At 55.1% G+C, this 22,358-nt stretch carries 20 protein-coding genes and 1 riboswitch; of the genes, 17 read left to right on the plus strand and 3 right to left on the minus strand.

The window, feature by feature from the left end:
- The first annotated feature begins 38 nt into the window (after positions 1-38).
- A complete protein-coding gene (locus KDC22_RS07860) occupies positions 39-287 on the plus strand; it encodes a hypothetical protein (protein WP_211722636.1) in 249 nt (82 codons plus the stop codon).
- 511 nt (positions 288-798) lie between these two features.
- Here KDC22_RS07860 and KDC22_RS07865 read toward each other — a convergent pair.
- Together KDC22_RS07865 and KDC22_RS07870 are read right to left on the minus strand one after the other, a co-directional pair.
- Positions 799-1,173, minus strand: a complete 375-nt coding sequence (locus KDC22_RS07865; RefSeq protein ID WP_211722637.1) for a hypothetical protein — start codon at positions 1,171-1,173, stop codon at positions 799-801.
- Positions 1,174-1,335: 162 nt separating this feature from the next.
- Complete coding sequence (locus KDC22_RS07870) at positions 1,336-2,958, minus strand: AraC family transcriptional regulator (RefSeq protein WP_211722638.1); 1,623 nt, start codon at positions 2,956-2,958, stop codon at positions 1,336-1,338.
- 115 nt (positions 2,959-3,073) lie between these two features.
- On the opposite strand from KDC22_RS07870, the gene KDC22_RS07875 reads away from it, so the two are divergent.
- The 8 genes from KDC22_RS07875 (at position 3,074) to KDC22_RS07910 (ending at position 12,914) form a co-directional block, all read left to right on the plus strand.
- Positions 3,074-5,344, plus strand: coding sequence for a glycoside hydrolase family 3 C-terminal domain-containing protein (locus KDC22_RS07875; protein WP_211722639.1), 2,271 nt, complete (start codon positions 3,074-3,076; stop codon positions 5,342-5,344).
- Between the two features lie 207 nt (positions 5,345-5,551).
- Positions 5,552-5,666, plus strand: a riboswitch (guanidine-I (ykkC/yxkD leader).
- A 62-nt stretch (positions 5,667-5,728) separates the two neighbouring features.
- Positions 5,729-6,085 (plus strand): DMT family transporter, encoded by a 357-nt coding sequence (locus KDC22_RS07880; protein WP_211722640.1) that lies wholly within the window; start codon positions 5,729-5,731, stop codon positions 6,083-6,085.
- Position 6,086: 1 nt separating this feature from the next.
- Positions 6,087-6,401: a DMT family transporter gene (locus KDC22_RS07885; protein ID WP_211722641.1), complete on the plus strand. Its 315-nt coding sequence runs from the start codon at positions 6,087-6,089 to the stop codon at positions 6,399-6,401.
- A 108-nt stretch (positions 6,402-6,509) separates the two neighbouring features.
- On the plus strand, positions 6,510-7,373 hold the full coding sequence (locus KDC22_RS07890; protein WP_211722642.1) for an aldo/keto reductase: 864 nt from the start codon (positions 6,510-6,512) through the stop codon (positions 7,371-7,373).
- A 334-nt stretch (positions 7,374-7,707) separates the two neighbouring features.
- Complete coding sequence (locus KDC22_RS07895; protein WP_211722643.1) at positions 7,708-9,147, plus strand: PTS mannitol transporter subunit IIBC; 1,440 nt, start codon at positions 7,708-7,710, stop codon at positions 9,145-9,147.
- A gap of 104 nt (positions 9,148-9,251) precedes the next feature.
- Entirely contained in the window at positions 9,252-11,318 is a 2,067-nt protein-coding gene (locus tag KDC22_RS07900) for a BglG family transcription antiterminator (RefSeq protein ID WP_211722644.1), read from the plus strand.
- Between the two features lie 16 nt (positions 11,319-11,334).
- Positions 11,335-11,769: a PTS mannitol transporter subunit IIA gene (locus KDC22_RS07905; protein ID WP_211722645.1), complete on the plus strand. Its 435-nt coding sequence runs from the start codon at positions 11,335-11,337 to the stop codon at positions 11,767-11,769.
- Entirely contained in the window at positions 11,769-12,914 is a 1,146-nt protein-coding gene (locus tag KDC22_RS07910; protein WP_211722646.1) for a mannitol-1-phosphate 5-dehydrogenase, read from the plus strand. The genes KDC22_RS07905 and KDC22_RS07910 overlap by 1 nt, the downstream gene beginning before the upstream one ends.
- Before the next feature lie 315 nt (positions 12,915-13,229).
- On the opposite strand, the gene KDC22_RS07915 is transcribed toward KDC22_RS07910, so the two are convergent.
- Positions 13,230-14,303 (minus strand): M42 family metallopeptidase, encoded by a 1,074-nt coding sequence (locus tag KDC22_RS07915; protein WP_211722647.1) that lies wholly within the window; start codon positions 14,301-14,303, stop codon positions 13,230-13,232.
- A 148-nt stretch (positions 14,304-14,451) separates the two neighbouring features.
- Here KDC22_RS07915 and KDC22_RS07920 point away from each other — a divergent pair, with 148 nt between their 5' ends.
- The 8 genes from KDC22_RS07920 to KDC22_RS07955 all read left to right on the plus strand — a co-directional run bounded on the left by KDC22_RS07920 (position 14,452) and on the right by KDC22_RS07955 (position 22,332).
- Positions 14,452-14,628 (plus strand): hypothetical protein, encoded by a 177-nt coding sequence (locus KDC22_RS07920; RefSeq protein WP_211722648.1) that lies wholly within the window; start codon positions 14,452-14,454, stop codon positions 14,626-14,628.
- Between the two features lie 132 nt (positions 14,629-14,760).
- A complete protein-coding gene (spoVAC, locus tag KDC22_RS07925; RefSeq protein WP_211722649.1) occupies positions 14,761-15,258 on the plus strand; it encodes a stage V sporulation protein AC in 498 nt (165 codons plus the stop codon).
- 3 nt (positions 15,259-15,261) lie between these two features.
- Entirely contained in the window at positions 15,262-16,296 is a 1,035-nt protein-coding gene (gene spoVAD, locus KDC22_RS07930) for a stage V sporulation protein AD (protein WP_211722650.1), read from the plus strand.
- Positions 16,293-16,643, plus strand: a complete 351-nt coding sequence (gene spoVAE, locus KDC22_RS07935) for a stage V sporulation protein AE (protein ID WP_173131279.1) — start codon at positions 16,293-16,295, stop codon at positions 16,641-16,643. The genes spoVAD and spoVAE overlap by 4 nt, the downstream gene beginning before the upstream one ends.
- Before the next feature lie 93 nt (positions 16,644-16,736).
- Positions 16,737-17,522, plus strand: coding sequence for a hypothetical protein (locus KDC22_RS07940; RefSeq protein ID WP_211722651.1), 786 nt, complete (start codon positions 16,737-16,739; stop codon positions 17,520-17,522).
- A gap of 352 nt (positions 17,523-17,874) precedes the next feature.
- Positions 17,875-18,831 carry an AAA family ATPase gene (locus tag KDC22_RS07945; RefSeq protein WP_173131281.1) on the plus strand — a complete coding sequence of 319 codons (957 nt, stop codon included), beginning with the start codon at positions 17,875-17,877 and terminating at the stop codon, positions 18,829-18,831.
- 1 nt (position 18,832) lies between these two features.
- Positions 18,833-20,083: a DUF58 domain-containing protein gene (locus tag KDC22_RS07950; RefSeq protein ID WP_211722652.1), complete on the plus strand. Its 1,251-nt coding sequence runs from the start codon at positions 18,833-18,835 to the stop codon at positions 20,081-20,083.
- The gene (locus tag KDC22_RS07955; protein ID WP_211722653.1) at positions 20,080-22,332 is read left to right on the plus strand and encodes a transglutaminase TgpA family protein; all 2,253 of its coding nucleotides are present in this window, start codon (positions 20,080-20,082) and stop codon (positions 22,330-22,332) included. Before KDC22_RS07950 ends, KDC22_RS07955 begins: the two co-directional genes overlap by 4 nt.
- Positions 22,333-22,358: the final 26 nt, after the last annotated feature.

The following is a 22,358-nucleotide window of genomic DNA, read 5'->3' on the forward strand; positions in this document are numbered from 1 at the left end:
CTGCACCTCAATCCGCTGGAAGTGGGCTGTATGAGAAAATGAAAGGGATAAATCCCACTGATCCGGCCGGAAGTGAGCTGGATGAGAAAATAAAAGGGATAAATCCCACTGATCTGGCCGAAAGTGGGCTGGATGAGGAAATGAAAGGGATAAATCCCACTGATTCGGCTGGAAGTGGCCTGTATGAGAAAATGAAAGGGATAAATCCCACTGATCTGGCTGGAAGTGGCCTGTATGAGAAAATGAAAGGGATAAATCCCACTGATCCGGCTGGAAGTGGGCAGTAGGCGAGATTGAGGAGCAGAATCGCCGCCCGACTCCGGGCCTCAGGGATAGCAGGTGGAAAAATGTATCTTAATTTAGCGGGTTCTGACGATTATAGGGTAGCAAGTGGAAAAACAGCATCTACTGATGCGGTTTCCTGCCTTTTTGGGTGAATTGTGATTATTTAAGTGCTGTTATTCCACCTGCTGTTGTAGAAGCGACCATTCGTTCATCAGCAAGTGGACAAAATCCAACTGCTATCGTTCACAGTAACATCCTATTATCGTTCACAGTAACATTCTATAATTCACAGTAACATCCCGGCTTATCCAATCGGTAGATAGATTTAGCAGAAGAAAATTCACCGCCGTTCAACAAAACGGGTTCTATGAAGAGCGAGATCGAGGGGTTGAGGGAAGTTATGGGAGAACAATAATAGTTAGTTTTAAAAGCAGGCGCCCACTTCTGCCCGCTCACCACAAGAGCCTCCCGGCCGCCGTTCATGGCAACTGTGAGGCTCGGTTGTTCATTCTGTTAGTCTCCGCCACCGCCACCGCCGCCATCCCCGCCACCGGAATCGCCGCCGCCGTGGCCGCCACTGTCCCAGCCGCCGTGGCTGCCGCTGCCCCAACTGCTGCCGCCATGGTTATGATCATGTGTATGATGCCCATGGTGATGGCTGGCGCCGCTGTGCCCGTCATGGTGACGATGATTATCGCGGCTGTCCCCGGAGGAGATGTTCGGATCAACTCCCGGGAAGAAAAAACTATCCGCAGAATTATTCCTTTTCCAGTAGCTCCTGTTATTCCTGTTCCCGTAATTCTTATGGCGGGCATTTCGGTTGCTGTGATTAATGCCTAATATAGCGATATACACAACTACTCCAACAAATACAAAGCTACCAATCAAATGGAACCCCTCCTATTATAGAAAGTAGTAATGCGTTCTTACCTGAATCATACTATAATTTCTCAGTTATTGAAGGTCATCCAGGTTACAGAATAGTCCAGCCTTTGCTACCAGCGACGGAGTCACAGTCACAGCCAGACTAACCAGACAGCTTGAAATTACTTATCTGAAGCGCGGAAACTGCTCTGGATGCTGTTTGTATTGTCCGGGTGTGAGACCCGTATATTTCTTGAACACTTTGGTAAAATAGCTCTGGTCGTTGAAATGCAGACGCGAAGCAATATCCGACAGGGTAATGCCGGGAAGTCCGATCAGCCGCTTGGATTCTTCGATCCGTTCCTGCTGGATATAGTCACTGATGGCGGTTCCGGTCTCTTTTTTGAACAATTGGGACAGGTAGCTGGCATTAAGACCGGTGAATTCGGCCAGCCTGCTGAGCGGAAGCTCCTCATATAAATGATTATATATAAAATTCTGGCACAGGGCGGAGATACGCGTGAGCTTGGAGCTGCGGCTGCCCAGTACCTGATCGGCGAAGTCACAGAGTGCGGCAACCATGGCGCGGTCCACTGCCGGAATATCACGGAGTTCCTCTATATGCTGAATGTGGAAGTCGCTGAGGGTATAGGCGATCTCCCAGAACAGCCCGCCTTCAATCGCTGCGCGGGTTGCCAGGGTTATGGAGGAGACGGCCAGGTTTTTTTTGCTGCGCAGCTGGCTCTGCTTGGAAAGCCGTCCGTAATTCTCTTCGGCAAAAGAAGCCTGGGTCCGCAGCAGCCCTGCCTTGTCTCCGTTCGTAATATGGCGGAACATCTCCCGCTCCAGCATCGGGTCATGGTGCAGCCAGGTCGTCTCGCGGCGGTAGGAAAGATCCAGATCCGGGCTGTCGCCCGGAGAAGGAGCAGGCCCGGCAGGCGTACTTGCCGTCAGTAGCAGCTCCGTTATAGACAACTGCTGCCCCGTAACAAGGGTGTAGAGCAGCAGCGCCGCATGATACCAGCGCATCCGGTTTAATACAGGCAGGCTGCTGTAATACTGGAGCCAGTCTTCCTGCTGCCCGGGCGGAATGCTGTGGTCGCGCATCAGGCTGGCGGCATTGTCTCCGGTAATCGGGGCACTAAGCACCGGACCGATGACGATTGCACCGCAGCTTAGATCTGCTTCGGCTACCTGGAGAATAATGAAATTCTCCAGGTAGCCGGTGGTATACAGAACCGGCAGAGCGGGGGTGACGGGCGCCGTCCCAACACTAGCAGGGGCATCGGTGTCCGCTACCTTCGCCGTGCCCGTGGCTGTTTCAGCCACGATGTCCGCTTCCAGCCCTGTGCTTGTGCCCGCCGGGGTTCCTGTCGCCACGCCCGCTGCCATGCCCGTTGCCGTCCCCGCCACCGAACCCGTTGCCATCCCTGCGGTTGTACCCTCCGCACTCTGCGCCGCTATGTCCGTCGCCGTCCCCGCCACCATGCCCGCTGTCATCCCTGCCGTTATGTCCGTCGCTGTTTCTGCCGCCATGCCCGCCGCCGCCCCAACACCAGATCTGCTCCTGCGGGCATGATCCATAATCTCAGCCAGCAGGCTGACCGCCTCCTGAACGGCAGGCCGGCCGGCGACCGCCGGAGGCAGGGTCAGATCCGGGTGATCTTCTTCATCCAGCCACATGACCGGAACCCGGTAGGCCTCATAGATCAGCTTGCAGATATAGGGCATCCTTTGATTTTCCTTCATTGGTTCCTTCATTGGTTCCTTCGTTGGCACCTTCATTGGCACCTTCACTGGCTTCTCCATGACTGCCTCCTCAACATCTAACCAAAATACCAAAGTTCCAATTATAATACCATAAACAAGCAAGCAAGTCGTTTAGAATGAAGGTAAGAAAACGCATTCTTAGGAGGACAACACTATGGCAACGGATATTCAGAAGCTCATGTCGCAAATGACACTTGAAGAGAAGGCAGGACTCTGCTCCGGGCTGGATTTCTGGAACACCAAAGGGATTGAGCGTCTGGGCATTCCCTCAGTGATGGTAACGGACGGACCCCACGGGCTCCGCAAGCAGCAGGGAAGCGCGGACCATCTCGGTCTGCATAACAGCGTACCAGCCACTTGTTTCCCGTCAGCAGCCGGGCTGGCCTCCTCCTGGGACCGCAAGCTGATCGCCCGGGTGGGCGAGGCGCTGGGAACGGAATGCCAGGTGGAGAATGTGGCTGTTCTGCTCGGGCCGGGCAATAATATCAAACGTTCTCCGCTGAACGGGCGGAACTTTGAATATTTCTCGGAGGACCCGTTCCTCGCCTCGGAGATGGCTGCGAGTCATGTGAAGGGTGTGCAGAGCCAGGGGGTCGGGACTTCCCTGAAGCATTTTGCCGCCAATAACCAGGAACACCGGCGCATGTCTGTGGATGCGGTTATTGATGAGCGGACGCTGCGTGAGATTTATCTGGCCAGCTTCGAAGGCACAGTGAAGCAGAGCCAGCCTTGGAGCATCATGAGCTCCTATAACCGTGTGAACGGGGAGTATGCCTCCGAGAGCCATAAGCTGCTAACTAAGATACTCCGCGAGGAGTGGGGTTTTGAAGGGTTCGTGGTGTCCGACTGGGGTGCTGTCAATGAGCGGGTGAAGGCGCTGCAGGCCGGGCTGGAGCTGGAGATGCCGTCCAGCGGGGGCATCGGGGATGCCAAGATTATAGACGCCGTGAACAGCGGCGAATTGTCTATGGAGACGCTGGATCTGGCGGTAGAGCGGATGCTGGGCTTTATCTTCAAAAGCGTGGAGAGCCGCAGCGAGGACGCAGTCTTCGATCAGGACAAGCATCATGCGCTGGCGCGGGAAGTGGCCCGCGAGAGCATGGTGCTGCTGAAGAATGAAGGTGGCGTTCTGCCGCTGGCGAAGAGCGGCAAGCTTGCCATCATCGGCGAATTCGCCAAGAAGCCCCGTTATCAGGGCGGCGGCAGCTCACATGTGAATCCGACAAGACTGGATGACGCCTTCGCGGAGATGCAGGCGATTGCCGGTGATTCGGCCAGCTTCCTGTATGCACAGGGCTACGAGCTGGCCAGCGATGAGGTGAATGCCGGACTGCTGCGTGAAGCCCGGGATACAGCCGCCCAAGCGGATGCTGCAGTGCTGTTCCTTGGCTTGCCTGACCGCTACGAATCGGAAGGCTATGACCGCAGCCATCTGTCGCTTCCAGCGAGTCATCTGGCGCTGATCGAAGCCGTGGCTGAAGTCCAGAGCGAGATTATTGTGGTGCTGAGCAACGGCTCGCCGGTAGAGATGCCTTGGCTGGATCAGGTGAAGGCCGTGCTCGAAGGGTATCTGGGCGGGCAGGCTTTTGGCGGCGCGGTTGCGGACCTGCTCTTCGGTGAAGTGAGTCCTAGCGGCAAGCTGGCAGAGACGTTCCCCCGGAAGCTGAGCGACAATCCGTCCTTCCTGAATTTCCCCGGAGAAGGCGATACTGTGGAGTACAAGGAAGGTTTATTTGTCGGCTACCGTTATTATGATACCAAAGAAATAGAGCCGCTGTTCCCGTTCGGCTTCGGACTCAGCTACACAGAGTTCGAGTACAGTAATTTGTCGCTGGATCAGACCCGCATCAAGGATACAGATACCGTACAGGTCTCGGTGAGCGTTAAGAACACAGGCAGCAGAACAGGCAAAGAAACCGTACAGCTCTATGTCAGCGATACCGAGAGCAGCGTGATTCGTCCGCTGCAGGAGCTGAAAGGCTTCGACAAGCTGGAGTTGCAGCCCGGAGAAGAGCGTAAGGTAAGTTTTACACTGGATAAGCGCTCCTTCGCCTACTATAATGTGACGCTGGCCGACTGGCATGTGGAGAGCGGAATGTTCAAGATCACTGTAGGTTCATCCTCACGCGATATCCGCCTGTCCGCCGAGCTTGAAGTAGTGACAACCACGAAGCTTGCCGGTAAGTTCCACCGCAATACTACAGTGGGTGATCTGCTGGCGAATCCGCTGACCGCTGATAAAGCGAAGAACTACGGCAGTATCTTCGGTCTGGAGGATGCACTGGGTGATAATCCGGAAATGTTCCTGGCGATGATGCAATATATGCCGCTGCGCGCGATGATCGGCTTCGGCCAGGGCAAATACACCGAAGCCGATCTGGCAGAGGATTTGCGTGAATTGAACCGGCTTGCCGGACAGGAGTAGGGTGTATTAACGGAACGGAAGGAGAATCTGTCCCGGAAGTCATAATCATCTCTTAGACAGCGGACCGCCCAGTGATCTGGAACCCTGGGGAGTCCGGATTATGCTGGAGACAAGCTCCGGGAATTGATCCGGCAACTGCTGCCGGAGAATAGCAAGGGTTGCTTTTCGCAGTGTTATTTGCTAACATACGACGTAAGTTCATAAGCTTTTATTGTTCTCTAGGGTTCCGCAGCGAAGGTGAACACCGCTGGCTGGTCCGAGGGAGAACGCACGGATAGAGTTCATATCCGTGTATACACGGAGGGACAAAAGCCCGGGAGGTATCGTCTGCAGAGACGATAACCTTCCGGGCTTATTATTTTGAATCACAGGAGGCAGGACGGAATGAAGAAGAGCACGAAGAGCTGGGTAATGATAGCAGGCGCAGCATGTTTTGAAGTGATATGGGTTATCGGGCTGAAGCACGCTGCTTCGCCTTGGGAATGGGCGGTAACGGCAGCAGCCATCCTGATCAGCTTCTATGCCCTCATCTGGGCCAGCGGCAGGCTGCCGGTGGGGACCGTCTATGCTGTGTTCGTGGGACTGGGAACAGCAGGCACTGTTCTGGCGGGAGGAATCCTGTTCAATGAGCCGCTGCGGCCGCTGAAGCTGCTGCTGATCGGCCTGCTGCTGGCAGGGGTGGTCGGCCTGAAGCTGGTGACTCCTGCCGAGACTGAATCTACACAAAAGGAGCTGAACTAATATGGCGTGGATCATGCTGGTAGCCGCCGGTTTATGCGAGATGTTCGGGGTAGCAATGATTGGCAAGCTGCACAAGAACCGCAATTGGCAGTCTGTCGTACTGCTTGTTCTGGGGTTCGGAGCGAGCTTCCTGCTGCTGTCCCTGGCGATGGAGAGCCTGCCTATGGGGATCGCTTATGCGATCTGGACGGGGATCGGAGCGTCCGGGGCAGCGGTCATGGGAATGGTATTCTATGGTGAAGCGCGTGATCCGCGGCGGATTGCCTGCATCGTGCTGATCCTGGGGGCTGTCGCCGGGCTGAAGCTTATCGGCTGATTCTGCTCCAAACGTTACAGACTTAGACACTTGCCGGATGTTTCACAGGAGCTAATATGGTAAGTATAGTAAGTAATAACATTATCCTATAAGGAGACTTCCATTATTATGAGCAAACCTGTATCTGATACGATCATTTTACCGGATGGAGCTGTATTGCCGAGAGTGGGACAGGGAACCTGGCAGATCGGCGAGGAGCCTGCGAAGCGGGCAGAAGAGATTGCCGCATTGCGGCAAGGTGTGGAGCTGGGCATGAATCTGATTGATACGGCCGAGATGTACGGGGACGGCCGCTCCGAGGAGCTGGTCGGTGAAGCGCTGGAGGGCATCCGCGACAGCGTGTTCCTGGTCTCCAAGGTGTACCCGCATAATGCTGGCGGGACTAAGCTGGTCAGCAGCTGCGAAGCCAGCCTGAAGCGGCTGGGCACGGATCATCTGGATCTGTACCTGCTGCATTGGCGCGGCACCATCCCGCTGGAAGAGACGGTGGAAGGGATGGAGGCCTTGGTCGCTTCGGGCAAAATAGCCCGCTGGGGCGTATCCAATCTGGATACCCGGGATATGCAGGAGCTGTTCCGCATTCCGGGCGGTAATCACTGTGCAGTGAACCAGGTGCTCTATCATCTTGGCTCAAGAGGCATCGAGCATGAGCTGCTGCCCTGGATGAGAGGCCACAAAATTCCTGTCATGGCGTATTCCCCGCTGGCCCAGGCAGGAACGCTGAGAAAAGGGCTGACCGAGAATGAAGCGGTCCAGCAGATTGCCCGGAATCACGGGGTCACCCCCCTGCAGGTTCTGCTGGCCTGGAGCATCCGCGAAGGGGATGTACTAGCTATCCCCAAGGCCGGAAGCGTCAAGCATGTGGTTGAGAACGCGGCTGCCAGCAAGCTGGTGCTTACAGACGATGAGCTATGGCAGCTGGACGATGCTTTTCCGCAGCCGTCGTGGAAGGTTCCGCTGGATATGATCTGATGTAGAAGTGACCCTGATATAGTGTAAGGCTGCGAGGCTGTCTCCACAGTGGAGGCGGCTTTTTTGCTGTGCGTGCCCTTAGGGAACTCATGATATTTTATGAAAAATGGTGCATTCTATAAAGGTTATTATAGGCCGCCAGGAGCAGTGGAAATACCGGACTTTAGCCCCTTGGCAGGAACTCTTAAATGTTGTCAACAACGTTCATGACGAAACCGTGTTTTCAATTTGATGACAAAGAAAGCGCTTTGATTTACGATGTGTTCAAAGGGAATAACCTTTCAGGAAGAGTAGCGGAAAGGCTTCCATTCATTTCAATAAGGGGGCATCTTAAATGGCCACAACGGCAACTACACAAACTTCATCCGGCGGTGCAAGGGTGAAGGTTCAACAATTTGGTCGTATGCTCAGCGGTATGGTTATGCCGAATATCGGCGCTTTTATCGCCTGGGGATTAATTACAGCATTATTCATTCCGACCGGCTGGTATCCGAATGAAAGCCTGGCAGCACTGGTTGATCCAATGATCAAGTATTTGCTGCCACTGTTGATCGGTTATACCGGCGGACAGATGGTTCACGGCAAACGCGGCGGTGTCATCGGCGCGCTGGTGACCATGGGGGTTATCGTCGGCTCAACCATTCCAATGTTCCTGGGTGCCATGATTGTCGGTCCGCTGGCCGCCTGGGTTCTGAAGCAGTTCGACAAAGCGGTGGATGGCAAAATCAGAGCCGGCTTTGAAATGCTCGTCAACAACTTCTCCCTTGGTATTATCGGCGGGGCCTTGACCATTGGAGCGCTTAAAGGGGTTGGACCACTGGTTCAGGGATTGACCAATATTTTGTCCAACGGCGTTGAGTTCCTGGTCAACCATAACCTGCTGCCGCTTATCAACATCATCATTGAGCCGGCCAAAGTATTGTTCCTGAACAATGCGATCAACCACGGTGTACTGGGTCCGATCGCGCTTGAAGAATCACAAAGAATCGGCAAATCCATCCTGTTCATGCTTGAATCGAATCCGGGTCCCGGTCTGGGTATCCTGCTTGCTTACTGGCTGGCGGGTAAAGGCTCTGCGAAATCTTCCGCACCAGGCGCCATTATCATTCACTTCCTGGGCGGAATTCATGAGATCTACTTCCCTTACATCCTGATGAATCCGCGTCTGATTCTGGCTGTCATCGGCGGCGGGATGTCCGGTACATTCACCTTCCAGATGCTGGGTGCAGGTCTGGTAGCCTCTCCATCACCAGGCAGTATCTTTGCTTACTTCGCAATGACGCCTAAGGGCGGATATCTTCCAATGATTGCCGGTGTAGTCGTTGCTACAATCGTGTCCTTCCTGATCGCGGCAGTACTCTTGAGATCCTCCAAGAAGAATGATGAAGAAGAGATGGATCTGGAAGCGGCAGAAGCCAGAATGAGAGACATGAAGTCTGCCGGTACAGCAGCTCAGACTGCCGCAACCGTAGCCGCAGCTTCCAATGTCCGCACCAAAGCCAATGTGAACAAAATCGTCTTCGCTTGTGATGCAGGGATGGGATCAAGTGCTATGGGGGCTTCGGTCCTGAGAAAGAAACTGCAAAATGCAGGGGTGAACATCACTGTTACGAACTCTGCTGTCAGTGAAATTCCGGCGGATGCCGACATCGTGGTTACGCAGAAGACCCTTACAGACCGTGCGATTGCCAGCAATCCAAGGGCAGAGCATATCTCGATCGACAACTTCCTGAAGAGCCCGAAATACGATGAGCTTGTGGAACGTTTGAAGTAAGAAGCAGAAGTGTACAATTTAAGTATAGGATAAAAATGTTAAATAAGGAGACGCTGGCCCCCAAAGCCAGCGTTTGTCTCCATATAGGGCGAGGGTTTGCGGAAATGAGGAAAATTACCGCCAGACAGCGCCAGATTCTCTGGCTTCTGCTCGGAGTCAACGGAGAAATTACAGCCGTGAAAATCGCCGAGGCTACCGGTGTCAGCGTAAGAACGGTACACCGGGAGATGGAGGATATTGAGTCCGCGCTGAAGAATTTCGGTCTTGATCTGATCAGGAAATCAGGGAAAGGCATACAATTGAGCGGCCCGGAGGCCGGTCTTGCAGAGCTGCGCCTGTTTTTACGGGAAGAGAAGCCGGCCGAGTATTCCGGGGAGGACCGCAAGGTGTATGAGCTATGCGCCCTGCTGGAGGCAGAGGAGCCGGTGAAGCTGTTCACCCTTGCCCATTCCCTTCAGGTGACGGTGGCTTCCGTCAGCTATGATCTGGATGAGCTGGAGCACTGGGTCCGCAAGTTCGGCCTGGACCTGGTCCGCAGAAGAGGCTATGGGGTTGAAATCACCGGCAGCGAGATCGACAAGCGCCGGGCGGTTGCCCGGCTGGCCGCCGAGCATCTGGACCTCTCCGATCTGGTCGGTCATGGTTCCTTGGCCGAGAGTAACCCTGCCTTCCGGGTTCTGCTGACTACGGTAGGCAAGTCGAATCTCATGGAGATTGAGAATACGCTGTGGGATATGGAATGGAAGTGGACGGCCGAGCTGCCGGAGATTGTCTATATGGAGATGCTGCTGGGTCTTGCTGTAACGACCCGGCGGATCGAAATCGGACGGAGCATCGACAGCGGAGAAGAGGCGGGTTATTCCAGAGTGTCGGACCACCGCAATATTGCCGGGGCCGAGCGATTCGTGCAGCAGCTTGAAGCGGTGCTTAAGATGAAGATTCCCCGGGTAGAGATCCTGTATATTGCAGGATTATTCGACCGGGTCCAGGATTCCTTCTCCTCCTCAGGCTATGCCTATGGCGATATTGAATTAATGGAGATTGTCTACAAGCTGACGGAAAGTGTGGTCAAGCGGACAGGGCTTCCCTTCCAGAGTGACCGCACTCTGCGCGAGGGGCTGCTGGAGCATATTGATCCGGCGCTGAAGCGGATTCGTGAAGGCACCCGCATCCGCAATCCGCTGCTTGGCCCCATCCGCAGGGATTATGAATATCTGTTCAACATCGTCCGTGCCTCCGTAGAGGATATGGAGCTGGAGCTTGAGATTCCGGATGAAGAAATCGGCTTTCTCGTCATGCATTTCGGAGCCTCCGCAGAGCGGCTCAACCAGCTAAGGCGCAATGTTAGGGCGATTCTGGTCTGTGCCAGCGGACTTAGCTCCTCCCGTCTGCTGGCTACCCGGCTGACGAAGGAAATGCCGCAGATTGAGATTCTCGGCAATATATCCTGGTATGAAGCTGCACGGCTGCCGGATGTGGATTACGATCTGATTATCTCGACCATTGATCTGCCGATTGATAAGGAGCGTTACATCAAGATCAGCCCCCTGCTCACAGCGGAAGAGATCGAGAAGCTGCTGAGCTATATCCAGAACATCACACTGCGGGAACGGGAGAACAGAACATCCGGCGGGCCGGACCAGCCGGTACGGAAGGAAGCTTCCCTTGAACAGCTTAGGAGCTATAAGGGCATTCTGGATGAGATCGTCAGTCTGCTGGAGCGGTTCCGGTTCCATCCAATCAACAACAAGGGGATGGATTTGTCTGCGACATTAGTGGAAATGCTGGAGATGCTGAGTGGACACGGCGTGGTCGGGGATGCCGGAATTGTGCTGGAGCGGCTGCTCGAACGGGAGCGGATGACCAGTCAGGTCATCCCGGATACCGCGCTCGCTCTTTTCCACACCCGAAGCAGTCATATTCACCTGTCGTCGCTGACCCTGTACCGGCTGCATCAGCCCGTCATTCTGGAGGGAGATACAGAGGTCAGAGTCATTCTGCTCATGCTGGCTCCGCGCAGGCTGTCTAAGGAGAGTCTGGAGGTGCTCAGCGAGATCAGCGCCTTGCTGCTTAACTCCGAGCTGGTCCAATTGCTGGAGGAACGTACAGAGACAGAGATCCGGGGGTACCTGTCCTCGGAGCTGCTGCATTTTTTCCAAAATAAACTTTGAAAGTGAGAGAAATCATATGAGTATACTGTCAGAAAACAAAGTAATTATGCACGGTGCCGCAAAGGATAAATACGAAGCGATCGCTATGGCGGGCAAGCTGCTGGTCGATGCAGGACATGTAACGGAAGAATATGTGCCCAAGATGCTGGAGCGTGAGGAAGTGGTCTCTACTTATATGGGCGGCGGGCTGGCCATTCCCCACGGTACCAAGGAAGCGCGGCCTTTTATTAAATCGACTGGCTTATCTATCATTCGTTTCCCGGACGGTGTGGACTTCGGCGGCGATGAGCCGGCATTCGTGGTCATTGGCATTGCCGCAGCAGGCGACGGTCATATGGAGGTTCTGACTAACGTGGCGATGATCTTCACTGAAGATGATGCGATTGACCGCGTCATGAACGCCCCGACTGCCGCTGATGTCATTGCGATTTTTGAAGGGGGCATGGAGTGATGAAGGCGGTCCATTTCGGCGCGGGCAATATCGGCAGAGGTTTCATTGGACTGCTGCTGTCGCAGGCAGGCTATGAAGTTACGTTCGTGGATGTGAATGAAGCATTTGTTGCGCAGCTTAAGGAGCGGGGCGAATATCCGGTAACGCTGGCCAGCGATGGTCAGGAAACGGTGATGGTGAAAAATGTAACTGCGCTCAGCAGCGTAACTCATGGTGAGGAAGTTGCCGCAGCGATTGCGGAAGCTGATCTGGTTACTACAGCGGTCGGCGTATCCATACTGAAGCATATTGCCGGTACCTTGGCTGAAGGCATTGGCAGAAGGCTGGCTGTCTCTTCATCTCCTCTGCATGTTATCGCCTGCGAGAATGCGATTGGCGGCAGTGCCCAGCTCAAAGAGCTGGTCTACGCCAAGCTGGATGAAGCGGCCCGCACGAAGGCTGACGCTTCGGTTGCTTTTCCTAACGCGGCTGTGGACCGGATCGTTCCCTTGCAGCAGCATGAGGATATTCTGAAGGTCGTCGTTGAGCCGTTCTATGAATGGGTGGTGGATGCTTCGCAGATGATCCCGGGCTATACGCCGGTTGAAGGTGTGCATTACGTTGACAACCTGGAGCCTTATATTGAACGCAAGCTATTCACGGTCAACACGGGTCATTGCTCAGCGGCATACCTTGGCTTCCTGCAAGGCTACGAGACGATTCAACAGGCCATGGCGGATGAAGTCTTGACGGCACAGGTTCGTGAGGTGCTGGAGGAGACCGGTGCAGTGCTGATCCAGAAGCACGGCTTCGATGAGGCTGAACACAGCAAGTATATCGACAAAATTCTGGAGCGCTTCCGCAACCCCGCGCTGACCGATGAAGTATCCCGTGTCGGCCGTTCGCCGCTGCGCAAGCTATCGCCGAGTGACCGTCTGGTGTCTCCGGCGACGCAGGCTTATGACCGGGGGCTGAGCTATGCGGCCCTGGCCCGTTCTATGGCCGGTGCGCTGCTGTTCAAGGCGAGCGACGACCCGGAAGCGGCCCAGCTGCAAGCCGCCATTGCCGAGCTTGGTGCAGAAGCTGCGCTGACGAAATACACGGGACTTGCTGCGGAACATCCTATTCATCAGTCTGCGATGGAGCAGTATGGGAAGCTGAAATAAATGGCGAGATAAGACGCACTTAAGTTGTAAACTTGAAGCTTCATCGTCACTGCGGTGAACATTTGGACTTCCGGCCGCTGTTGTCACCAGATTTCTTGATTTAAACCGCTCTACGCGGGTGAAATCCGGTGACAAAGGCGGACGCTACCGCTCCTACAGTTCCAAATTTCCCCTCCGCTTCTTTTGCTTTTTGTTTATTTCTTTAGTGCTTCTTATGTATATATAGAATTACAGCCGCAGGGGAAGCCTATCCCTGCGGCTGTTTGCAGTTCACAACAAATACGATGCCCCCTACCAGCGGGGCATCGTATTCAATCAGCTGTTCTCCAGAATCGTCTGCAGTGTAGTGCGGTCCAGTCCTTCGACGAGCTTGATCAGCAGCTCTTTGGCCGCTGCATAATCATCGCTGTGAATGATGGAGGTCGCTGTATGGATGTATCGCGAGCAGATTCCGATGACTGCCGAAGGAATGCCGATTCCGCTAACATGCACCTGTCCCGCATCCGTTCCCCCCTGAGACACGAAATACTGGTATTTGATCTTATGGGTGTCCGCCGTATCCTGCACATATTCGATCAATCCGCGGTGGGTGATCATCGTAGGATCGAAGATACGCAGCAGCGCGCCCTGACCCAGATGGCCGAACGCCTGGCGGTCGCCGGTCATATCGGCAGCGGCGCTGGCATCCAGACCGAAGAAGATATCCGGTGCAAGCAGATTGGCTGAGGTCCGTGCGCCGCGCAGGCCGACTTCTTCCTGGACGGTGGCGCCGCAGAATACGGTATTCGGCAATGGCTTGCCGTGCAGTTCCTTCATTAATTCAATGGCGAGGCCCACGCCATAGCGGTTGTCCCAGGCCTTGGCCATAATCTTCTTCGGATTGGCCAGCGGAGTGAACGGGCATACCGGCACGACCTGCTGGCCTGGAGCTACGCCGAAGCTCTGGGCTTCTTCGCGGCTGTCGGCGCCGATATCAATGTACATTTTGCCGATATCACCGGCTTTGCCGCGCTCCTCGGGACTTACCAGGTGAATCGGCGTGCTGCCGACTACGCCGTTCAGCGTTCCCTTGGGTGTGATAATCTGCAGCCGCTGCGAGGCAACCGCCGAAGCCAGCCAGCCGCCCAGCGGCGTGAAGCGGATCATTCCGTTGTCCGTAATGCCGGTTACCATGAAGCCCACTTCGTCGAAATGTCCGGCAACCATAATCTTGGGACCGTTCGCTTCACCGCGCAGTACGCCGAACAGGCTGCCCAGGCGGTCCTGTATGAATTCATCCGTGTAAGGCGTCATGGTCTCCTTGACATAGGCGCGCAGCTCGCGCTCGAAGCCGGGGGCTGAGGGGAATTCTGTCAATGTTTTGAACAACTCAAGTGTTTCTGTATTCATATACATATCGCTCCTTTATGTCATCTAGTATGAACATTGTTGCGCTGGTTGTCCATGTCAGAAAGGCAAATGAACACAGTGGGCAAGGGTACGAATACTATGCAGTAAGGGCTCTGCAGGCAGGAGCCGGGGAAAGGAAGCGAGGAGAATGTGGCTCTCAGGGAGCGTAGCCCACACAGGCAGCCAAGTAAGGCTCAGGAAGGTGCCGGTCCGCAGACAGACCCTGCCCGGGCGGTATCGCCGCCGGTACCGGCGGGAGAATGAGGCGGTGCTGATTCTGGTGCTGTTTATGCTGCTGATTGTTGTACTGTTTTATTTTTCCTGAGCAGAAGCAGACATAACGAAGCCGCCTAAAGTGAACAATAAGGAAAACTTAATCAAGCATGGCACGAAGGGACGGGGAACCGTTTGTCTGCTGCCCGTTCCCTTTCGTATCTTTGTCCAGGAGGTGTCTATATTGCCGGCAAAAACAAAAAAATCAGGCGTCAAGCTGAACCTTGACGGTCTGACCCCGCAGGCTTATCAGGAATTGGCCAAGCCGTATGTCCCTTCGCGTCCTGTATTCAAAAATTGTATACGCGCCTTCCTCTCCGGGGGCTTGATCTGTGTGCTTGGACAAGGTATCCAGGAAGCGTTCATGGCAATATTTGATATGAGCTCAAGGGAGGCGGCTAGTCCGACGGTGGCGATTCTGATTCTGCTCTCCGTCATTCTTACCAGCTTCGGGGTGTATGACAAGCTTGCCCAGTGGTGCGGTGCAGGTACAGCGGTGCCTGTCACTGGATTCGCCAACAGTATGTGCTCCGCTGCACTCGAACACCGGGCGGAAGGACTGGTGCTGGGCGTCGGCGGCAACATGTTCAAGCTGGCGGGATCGGTCATCGTCTTTGGGGTCGTTGCCGCTTTTATCGTTGGCGTAGTGTATGCCGTTATGGGCTGGGGAGGTGCACATTAACTGATGAAGCAACTCGGCAGCCAGACCTGGGAATTTACGAATCGTCCGGTCATCCTCGGCACTTCGGCAGTGGTAGGACCGGAAGAGGGAGAAGGACCGCTTGCGTCAAGCTTTGATTATATCTACGATTCGCTGGAGATGGGCGAGAAGACATGGGAGAAGGCAGAACGTGCCCTGTTTGAAAAAGCCTCCAAGCTTGCCCTGATGAACGCGAATCTGGATCAGGACAAGCTTGAATTCTTCGTCGGCGGTGATCTGCTGAATCAGATCATCAGCAGCTCCTTCGCCGCGCGGAAGCTTGGCGTTCCTTATCTGGGTGTATTCGGTGCCTGCTCCACTTCTATGGAGAGTCTGGCGATCGCCTCAATGATTGTCGATTCCGGCGGCGGAAAGTATGTGCTGGCCGGTACATCCAGCCACAACTGTACCGTGGAGAAGCAGTTCCGCTACCCGACAGAGTATGGCTCACAGAAGCCGCCGACCGCCCAATACACCGTAACAGGCTCCGGCTGCGCGGTGGTGGGTGTCAATGACGGCACTGCCAAAGGCCCGCATGTAATCTATGCAACGCTTGGGCGTATCATGGATCTGGGGCTGAAGGACCCGTTCAATATGGGGACCGCGATGGCACCGGCGGCGGCGGACACGATTACTGCACATTTTCGCGATACGGGTCTGTCGCCCGGTTATTATGACCTGGTTGTCACAGGCGATCTGGCTTCCATCGGCTTGCCGATTGCCAAGGAGCTGCTGGCCAAGGAAGGTATTCCAATGGAGCAGACAGTCTTTAATGACTGCGGCCTGATGATGTACGACCTGGACAAGCAGAAATATGTCATTGCCGGGGGAAGCGGTGCGGGATGCTCAGCCACAGTAACCTACGGGCATATCATAGGCCGGATGAAAAAGGGGGAGCTGAAACGGGTATTAATCGTGGCGACCGGGGCGCTGCTCTCCCCGCTATCTTACCAGCAGGGCGAAAGTATTCCATGCGTGGCCCATGCGGTAGCCTTGGAGAGCGGAGGTGAAGGAGCATGATTTATTTATGGGCTTTTCTGGTCGGCGGTGCGATTTGCGTCATTGGCCAGCTGATGTTCGATGTGATTAAGCTGACTCCGGCTCATACTATGAGTACGCTGGTCGTGATGGGTGCCGTCGCCGACGCTTTCGGTATCTACGATCCGCTGGTGAAATTTGCCGGAGCGGGAGCAAGCGTCCCTATTACCAGCTTCGGGAATTCGCTGGTCCATGGCGCGCTGACCGAGCTGGAGCGAGACGGCTGGGTCGGTGTCGTCACCGGGATCTTCGATGTAACCAGCGCGGGGATCTCCTCCGCGATTGTCTTCTCGTTCCTGGCGGCGCTGGTGGTACGGCCGAAGGGGTAGGGGATTTGTTATTTGGACGGAGAGATAAGGGCCAGGTTAGGGATAGAAGATGGATAGTTAGTTCCGGGATCGCCAGGCGGCGGTCCTTTTTGCGTGGAGATGATGTATTTCCGCCGAAATTGCAGAAGTGCACCCCAATCAGCCGAAAGCGGGCAGTCGGCGAGAAGGAAGAGCAGAAGTGCACCCCAATCGGCGGAAAGCGGGCGGAAGGAGGAAAAGAGAGGGATAAATCCCTCTGAATCGGCGGAAAGCGGGCGGAAGGAGGAAAGGGGAGGGATAAATCCCTCTGAATCGGCCGAAAGCGGGCGGAAGGAGGAAAGGAGAGGGATAAATCCCTCCGAATCAGCCGAAAGCAGGCGTAAGGAGGAAAGGAGAGGGATAAATCCCTCTGAATCGGCCGAAAGCAGGCAGAACGAGGAAAGGGGAGGGATAAATCCCTCTGAATCGGCAGAAAGCGGGCAGAAGGAAGAAAGGAGAGGGATAAATCCCTCTGAATGGGCCGAAAGCAGGCAGAAGGAGGAAAGGAGAGGGATAAATCCCTCTGAATGGGAGGAAAGCGGGCGGAAGGAGAAAAGGAGAGGGATAAATCCCTCTGAATCGGCCGAGAGCAGGCAGCCAGCGAGAAGGAAGAGCAGAAGTGCACTTCAATCGACCGAAAGCGGGCAGCCATTGAGAAGGAAGAGCAGAAGTGCACCCCAATCGGCCGAAAGCGGGCAGTCGGCGAGAAGGAAGAGCAGAAGTGCACCTCAATCGGCCGGAAGCGGGCAGCCAGTGAGAAGGAAGAGCAGAAGTGCACCTCAATCGGTCGAAAGCGTGCAGCTAGCGAGAAGGAAGAGCAGAAGTGCACCTCAATTGGTGGAAAACGGGCAGCCAGTATGAAGGAAGAGCAGAAGTGCACCTCAATCGGCTGAAAGCGGGCAGCCAGTGAGAAGGAAGAGCAGAAGTGCACCTCAATCGGCGGAAAACGCGCAGCCAGTGAGAAGGGAGAGCAGAAGTGCACCCCAATCGGCGGTAAGCGGGCAGCCAGCGAGAAGGAAGAGCAGAAGTGCACCCCAATCCGCCGTAAGCGGGCAGCCAGTGTGCAGACGGGGGGAACTCACTTCCCGCTTTTTTGGGATAAATCCCGTAAGCGGTTCTATAAATTCAGGGGACCTAACATGTACTTTGGGTGCTCCTATCATGTAAAATGTATATATTACTGCTTATTCTGATATAGGAGGGTTTACCATATATGCCCGTACGTCAAGAATCGACGCAAATAATGAACGCTGTTCGCACTAATCTGGAATCCTGTATTCTCGGTAAAAGCTTTGAAATAGAACTGCTGCTCACGGCCCTGCTTGCAGGCGGACATGTCCTGATTGAGGATGTTCCGGGCACAGGCAAAACCCAGCTCATCCGCGCGCTCTCCCGCTCGATGTCCGGTGAATACCGGCGGATTCAGTGTAACCCGGATATTCTTCCAAGTGATATTACCGGGGTATCTGTCTATCATCCGCGCGATGAGATGTTCCACTTCCGGCCGGGGCCGGTCATGACCAATATACTGCTGGCCGATGAGATTAACCGGGCGACCACCAAGACCCAGTCAGCCCTCCTTGAAGTGATGGAGGAACGCAATGTCACGGTCGATGGAGAGACTTATCCTCTTCCTCATCCGTTCATGCTCTGTGCGACCCAGAATCCGATAGATTTCGAGGGGACGTATACGCTTCCTGAAGCTCAGCTCGACCGCTTCATGCTGCGGATCAGCCTGGGCTATCCCGATGCGGATACCGAGAAGAACCTGCTGCTGACCCATCAGCAGGGCCAGCCGGTGGACAGGCTGACTCCTGTTACCAGCATGGACACGATCGCTGCCATCCAGGAGGAGATCCGCGATGTCTTCATCAGCGAGCCTGTGCTGAACTACCTGCTGGATGTGGTCCGGCAGACGCGGGTGCATCCGCTGGTCCTGCTGGGTGCAAGCCCCCGGGCATCCTTGTCGTTCATGATGGCCTGCAAGGCTTACGCTTTCCTCCAGGAACGGGATTATGTGCTGCCGGATGATGTGAAGACCCTCACCCCGTATGCCCTGGGGCACCGTATCCTGCTGCGGCCGGAATCGCGCCTGGACAATATCAGCATGGACTCCCTGCTGCAGAAGCTGCTTCAGAGCATTCATGTGCCTGTAACCATGAGGCAATAAGATGAGAGCCATTCTTACGAGGGCAGCCGCTGTGATTCAGCCGAGGAAGTTCATGGGCGTTCTTGCGATATGGGTCATCACACTCTGTTATGTGCTGTTTCAGGGCGGCAAAACCTCGTTCATGCTGTTTATCATGGTCTCTGTTCTCATTCTGTATCTGGTTATTGGAGGTCTTGAAGGCGTCCGGCGGGCCAAAGGCACCCGCAGCTTCTACTCGGAGCAGGAGAAGCCTGATCTGCTCTACGCCGGCGGTTATCTGCGGGTGAAGCTGGAAGTGACGATTCCGGGATTTCTGCCTTTGCCCTATGTAGTGGTACGGGAAATTCTCAAGCGTCATAATGGAGAATCCTGGGTGTTCGAGGAGAGCCTCATTCCCAATATGGGCGGGCGGGGAGAGCTGCTGTTCCAGACGCCGCTGCTGGAGCGGGGGCGTTATACCTTTGAGAATACGGATATCCTCAGTGAGGACATCTTCGGTCTGATGGAGCACAAAGGGACATTCAAGGCGGAGGGTCAATTCCGGGTGATGCCACGAACGGTCATGGTGCCGCGCTGGCAGCTCTATGAACGCAAAGCGCGCCTGTCCGGGCCGCAGGTATCACTGCTTCAGTCCCGGCGTGAGACCACGCAGATCAACGGTGTCCGTGATTATGTCTACGGAGACCGGCTGACACGGATTCACTGGAATGCGACGGCGAAGACCGGCGACTGGAAGTCCAAGGAATTCGAGCATGAATCTGTTCCCAGAACGATTCTGGTGCTGGATGGCAGCTCAAGCAGTTACTACAACCCGGCGCACTTCGAGCTGGCGGTATCCATAACGGCTTCGCTGCTCGGCTTCGGTATCCGGGAGAGAATCGGGATCGGGCTGTGCTGCCTGGATAAGAATACGAAGGTATTCAGTCCGGCAGAAGGCAGTGCGGAACGGCAGAAGATGATTCAATATTTGATTGATATCAATGCGGAAGGAAGCGGTCCGCTGATTAACCGGCTGGAGAGTGCCCAGCGGATGTTCCCCAAAGGGGCGTACTTCGTGCTGATCAGCCCGCAGAGCGGCCGGGCGGCACTCGACACCCTACGCTGGGCCGACAGCAGGGGGATGACCCCGTCCCACATTCATGTCCTTCATCCTTCCGGGAAGTACCGGGCCGGGGAGTGGCAGAATATTCTCCAGTCTCATGGAATTACCGGTCATAGCATCAGTACACTTCAGGAGCTTCCTGCGGTACTTGGAGGTGATTCTGTCCGATGAAGCAATGGTTCCGTGCAATTAGATCCTCCTGGCATCACGGGCTGACGCTGCTATGGCTGACCATCATCGCTTTGCAGTGGGTCTCCTACACGGTGCCCTTTTGGCTGGAGGAGACGACAGTCGCTGTTGCGTTAAGCCTTTTTGCAGTCACTGCTATTGAAATCATTCTGCCATTCAAAAAGATATACCGCCTTCCTCTGGAAGGTGCGGCAGTTCTTTATATTATATACAACATCATTGTCCATTACGGGGTGTACACTCCTGATCCGCTGCTGCCTGCATTTCTGGACCGGCTGCCGGGTATAGCTATACAGATGAGCCCTTATATCTGGTTTGCCTTGGGAGCCTGGCTGCTGCTGCTGGTGTCCGCCTGGTGGGTGAACGGCAAGACGCGGATTCTGATGTTCATCGCGATGAATATTACGGCCTTCGCCGCACTGGATTCGTTCACTACAGCAGTATTATGGCAGGAGGTAGCCTGGACCGTATTTGCCGGCATGGGCTGGCTGGTCACACAGCATCTGAGGAATTTCCAGCTTCATTATCCCCGGGGCTGGACCTACATGCTTAAGTATCCGATGAAGGTAGCCTTGAATATAGCCATCATATTCTCATTGGTCATTCTTGCAGGGGTGAATATGCCCGAGGTCCGGCCAACCTTAACCGATCCTTATACAGCTTGGCAAAAGTGGAACGGAAAGTCTGTTTCCTCCGGTCCTTCCTCCGGCAACGGGGACAGTACAAGCAGCGGGTCAGGCGCGAACGGGACGACGTCCGGATACAGTCTGAATGATGACAACCTGGGCGGGGGCTTCAACTTCGATTACTCGCCGGTGATGACCGTGACCTCCGATCTGCGCACCTATATGCGCGGCGAGACCCGCAGCAAGTATTCGGGAAAAGGCTGGCCTGACGATGATTCATCCGGGCGGGGCGAGCAACGGGAGGTGCAGGTGGGCGAGCCGCTGGAACGCGCCGTAGCCCCCAAGACAGAGACCCGGACCTTGAAGCAGACGGTTAAGCTTTTGGGAGGGAACAGCTATCCGGTGGTCTTCGGCGGCTATTCGATCTCGGGAGTAGACTCCGTGGACGGGCAAGAACAGAGCAGCGGCTTGTCATGGCGGAGTGAAGACAGCGAGCTGCTATGGAATTCCGCAGGGAAAACGCGGGCCTACCCGCAGACCTATGTGGTAACTTCAGAGGTGCCGGTTATTCCTTTTCAGGAGCTGAGCATTCAGACCTTTGAACAGCTATACGGGAATAAGAATATCGACCCGCAGTACCTTCAGCTCCCGGCTAACTACCCGGAGCGGGTGAGCGCGCTGGCTAAGGAGATTACGGCCAGGGCAGACACGCCTTACGAGAAGACCATATTGCTGCAGCAATATCTCCAGCAGACTTTTCCTTACACGAATCAGCCGGATACCTCACGGGCCAAAAGCAAGGATATGGTCGAGAGCTTCCTGTTTGAGATCAGGGAAGGCTACTGTGATTATTATTCCACGGCCCTGGTTACCATGGCGAGGTCACTGGATATACCGGCCCGCTGGGTGAAGGGATATGCGCCGGGGGAACAGGCCGAAATTCCGGATAATGTGATGCTTCAGCAAGGCGGTACCCTAGTGAATAATAATTATACGATTACCAATGCGGATGCCCATTCCTGGGCTGAGATTTATTTCGGGGACTACGGATGGGTTCCGGTAGAGGCGACGCCCGGCTTCAATGTTCCTGTGCTGACGCAGAGTGAGCAGGACAATGCAGAGCAGACTGAAGCTCCGGAAGTGGAGCCGGAGGAGCTTGAGCCTGCGGCAACCGGTCAGGCTGACGGAGATACCGGATTCCACCCCGGTACCTGGGTAGTGACGGGGGCGGTGGCAGTGCTTCTGCTATGGGGCGTATTCCTGCTCTGGCAGCGGCGGCTCAGCCTGCGGTTCCTGATCACCCGGATGCGTATCGGCGGCCAGCCGACTCCGGCGCAAAAAGTTATCGCAGAAACACAGCGCTGGGTAAGGTATGTGCACCGGAAGGGTATGCTTAAGAAAGAGCATGAAACCCTGCGCGAATCCGTGGAACGGTGGAGCCGTGAACGCCCGGCGTCTGCGGAGAGTTTCGCAGCACTGCTGGGGATGTATGAACGGGCGAATTACAGCCCGGAGGTTATTGAAGACAAAGACTGGCACAGCGTGTATACTGAAGCTTTGCGGCTGCGAAAAAACATGAAGTCCGGCAGGGTAATGCCCCTGTAACACATTACCCTGCCGGACCCGGGGTT

Source organism: Paenibacillus tritici, from assembly GCF_018207515.1.
In the GTDB taxonomy this organism is placed as follows: domain Bacteria; phylum Bacillota; class Bacilli; order Paenibacillales; family Paenibacillaceae; genus Paenibacillus_AQ; species Paenibacillus_AQ tritici.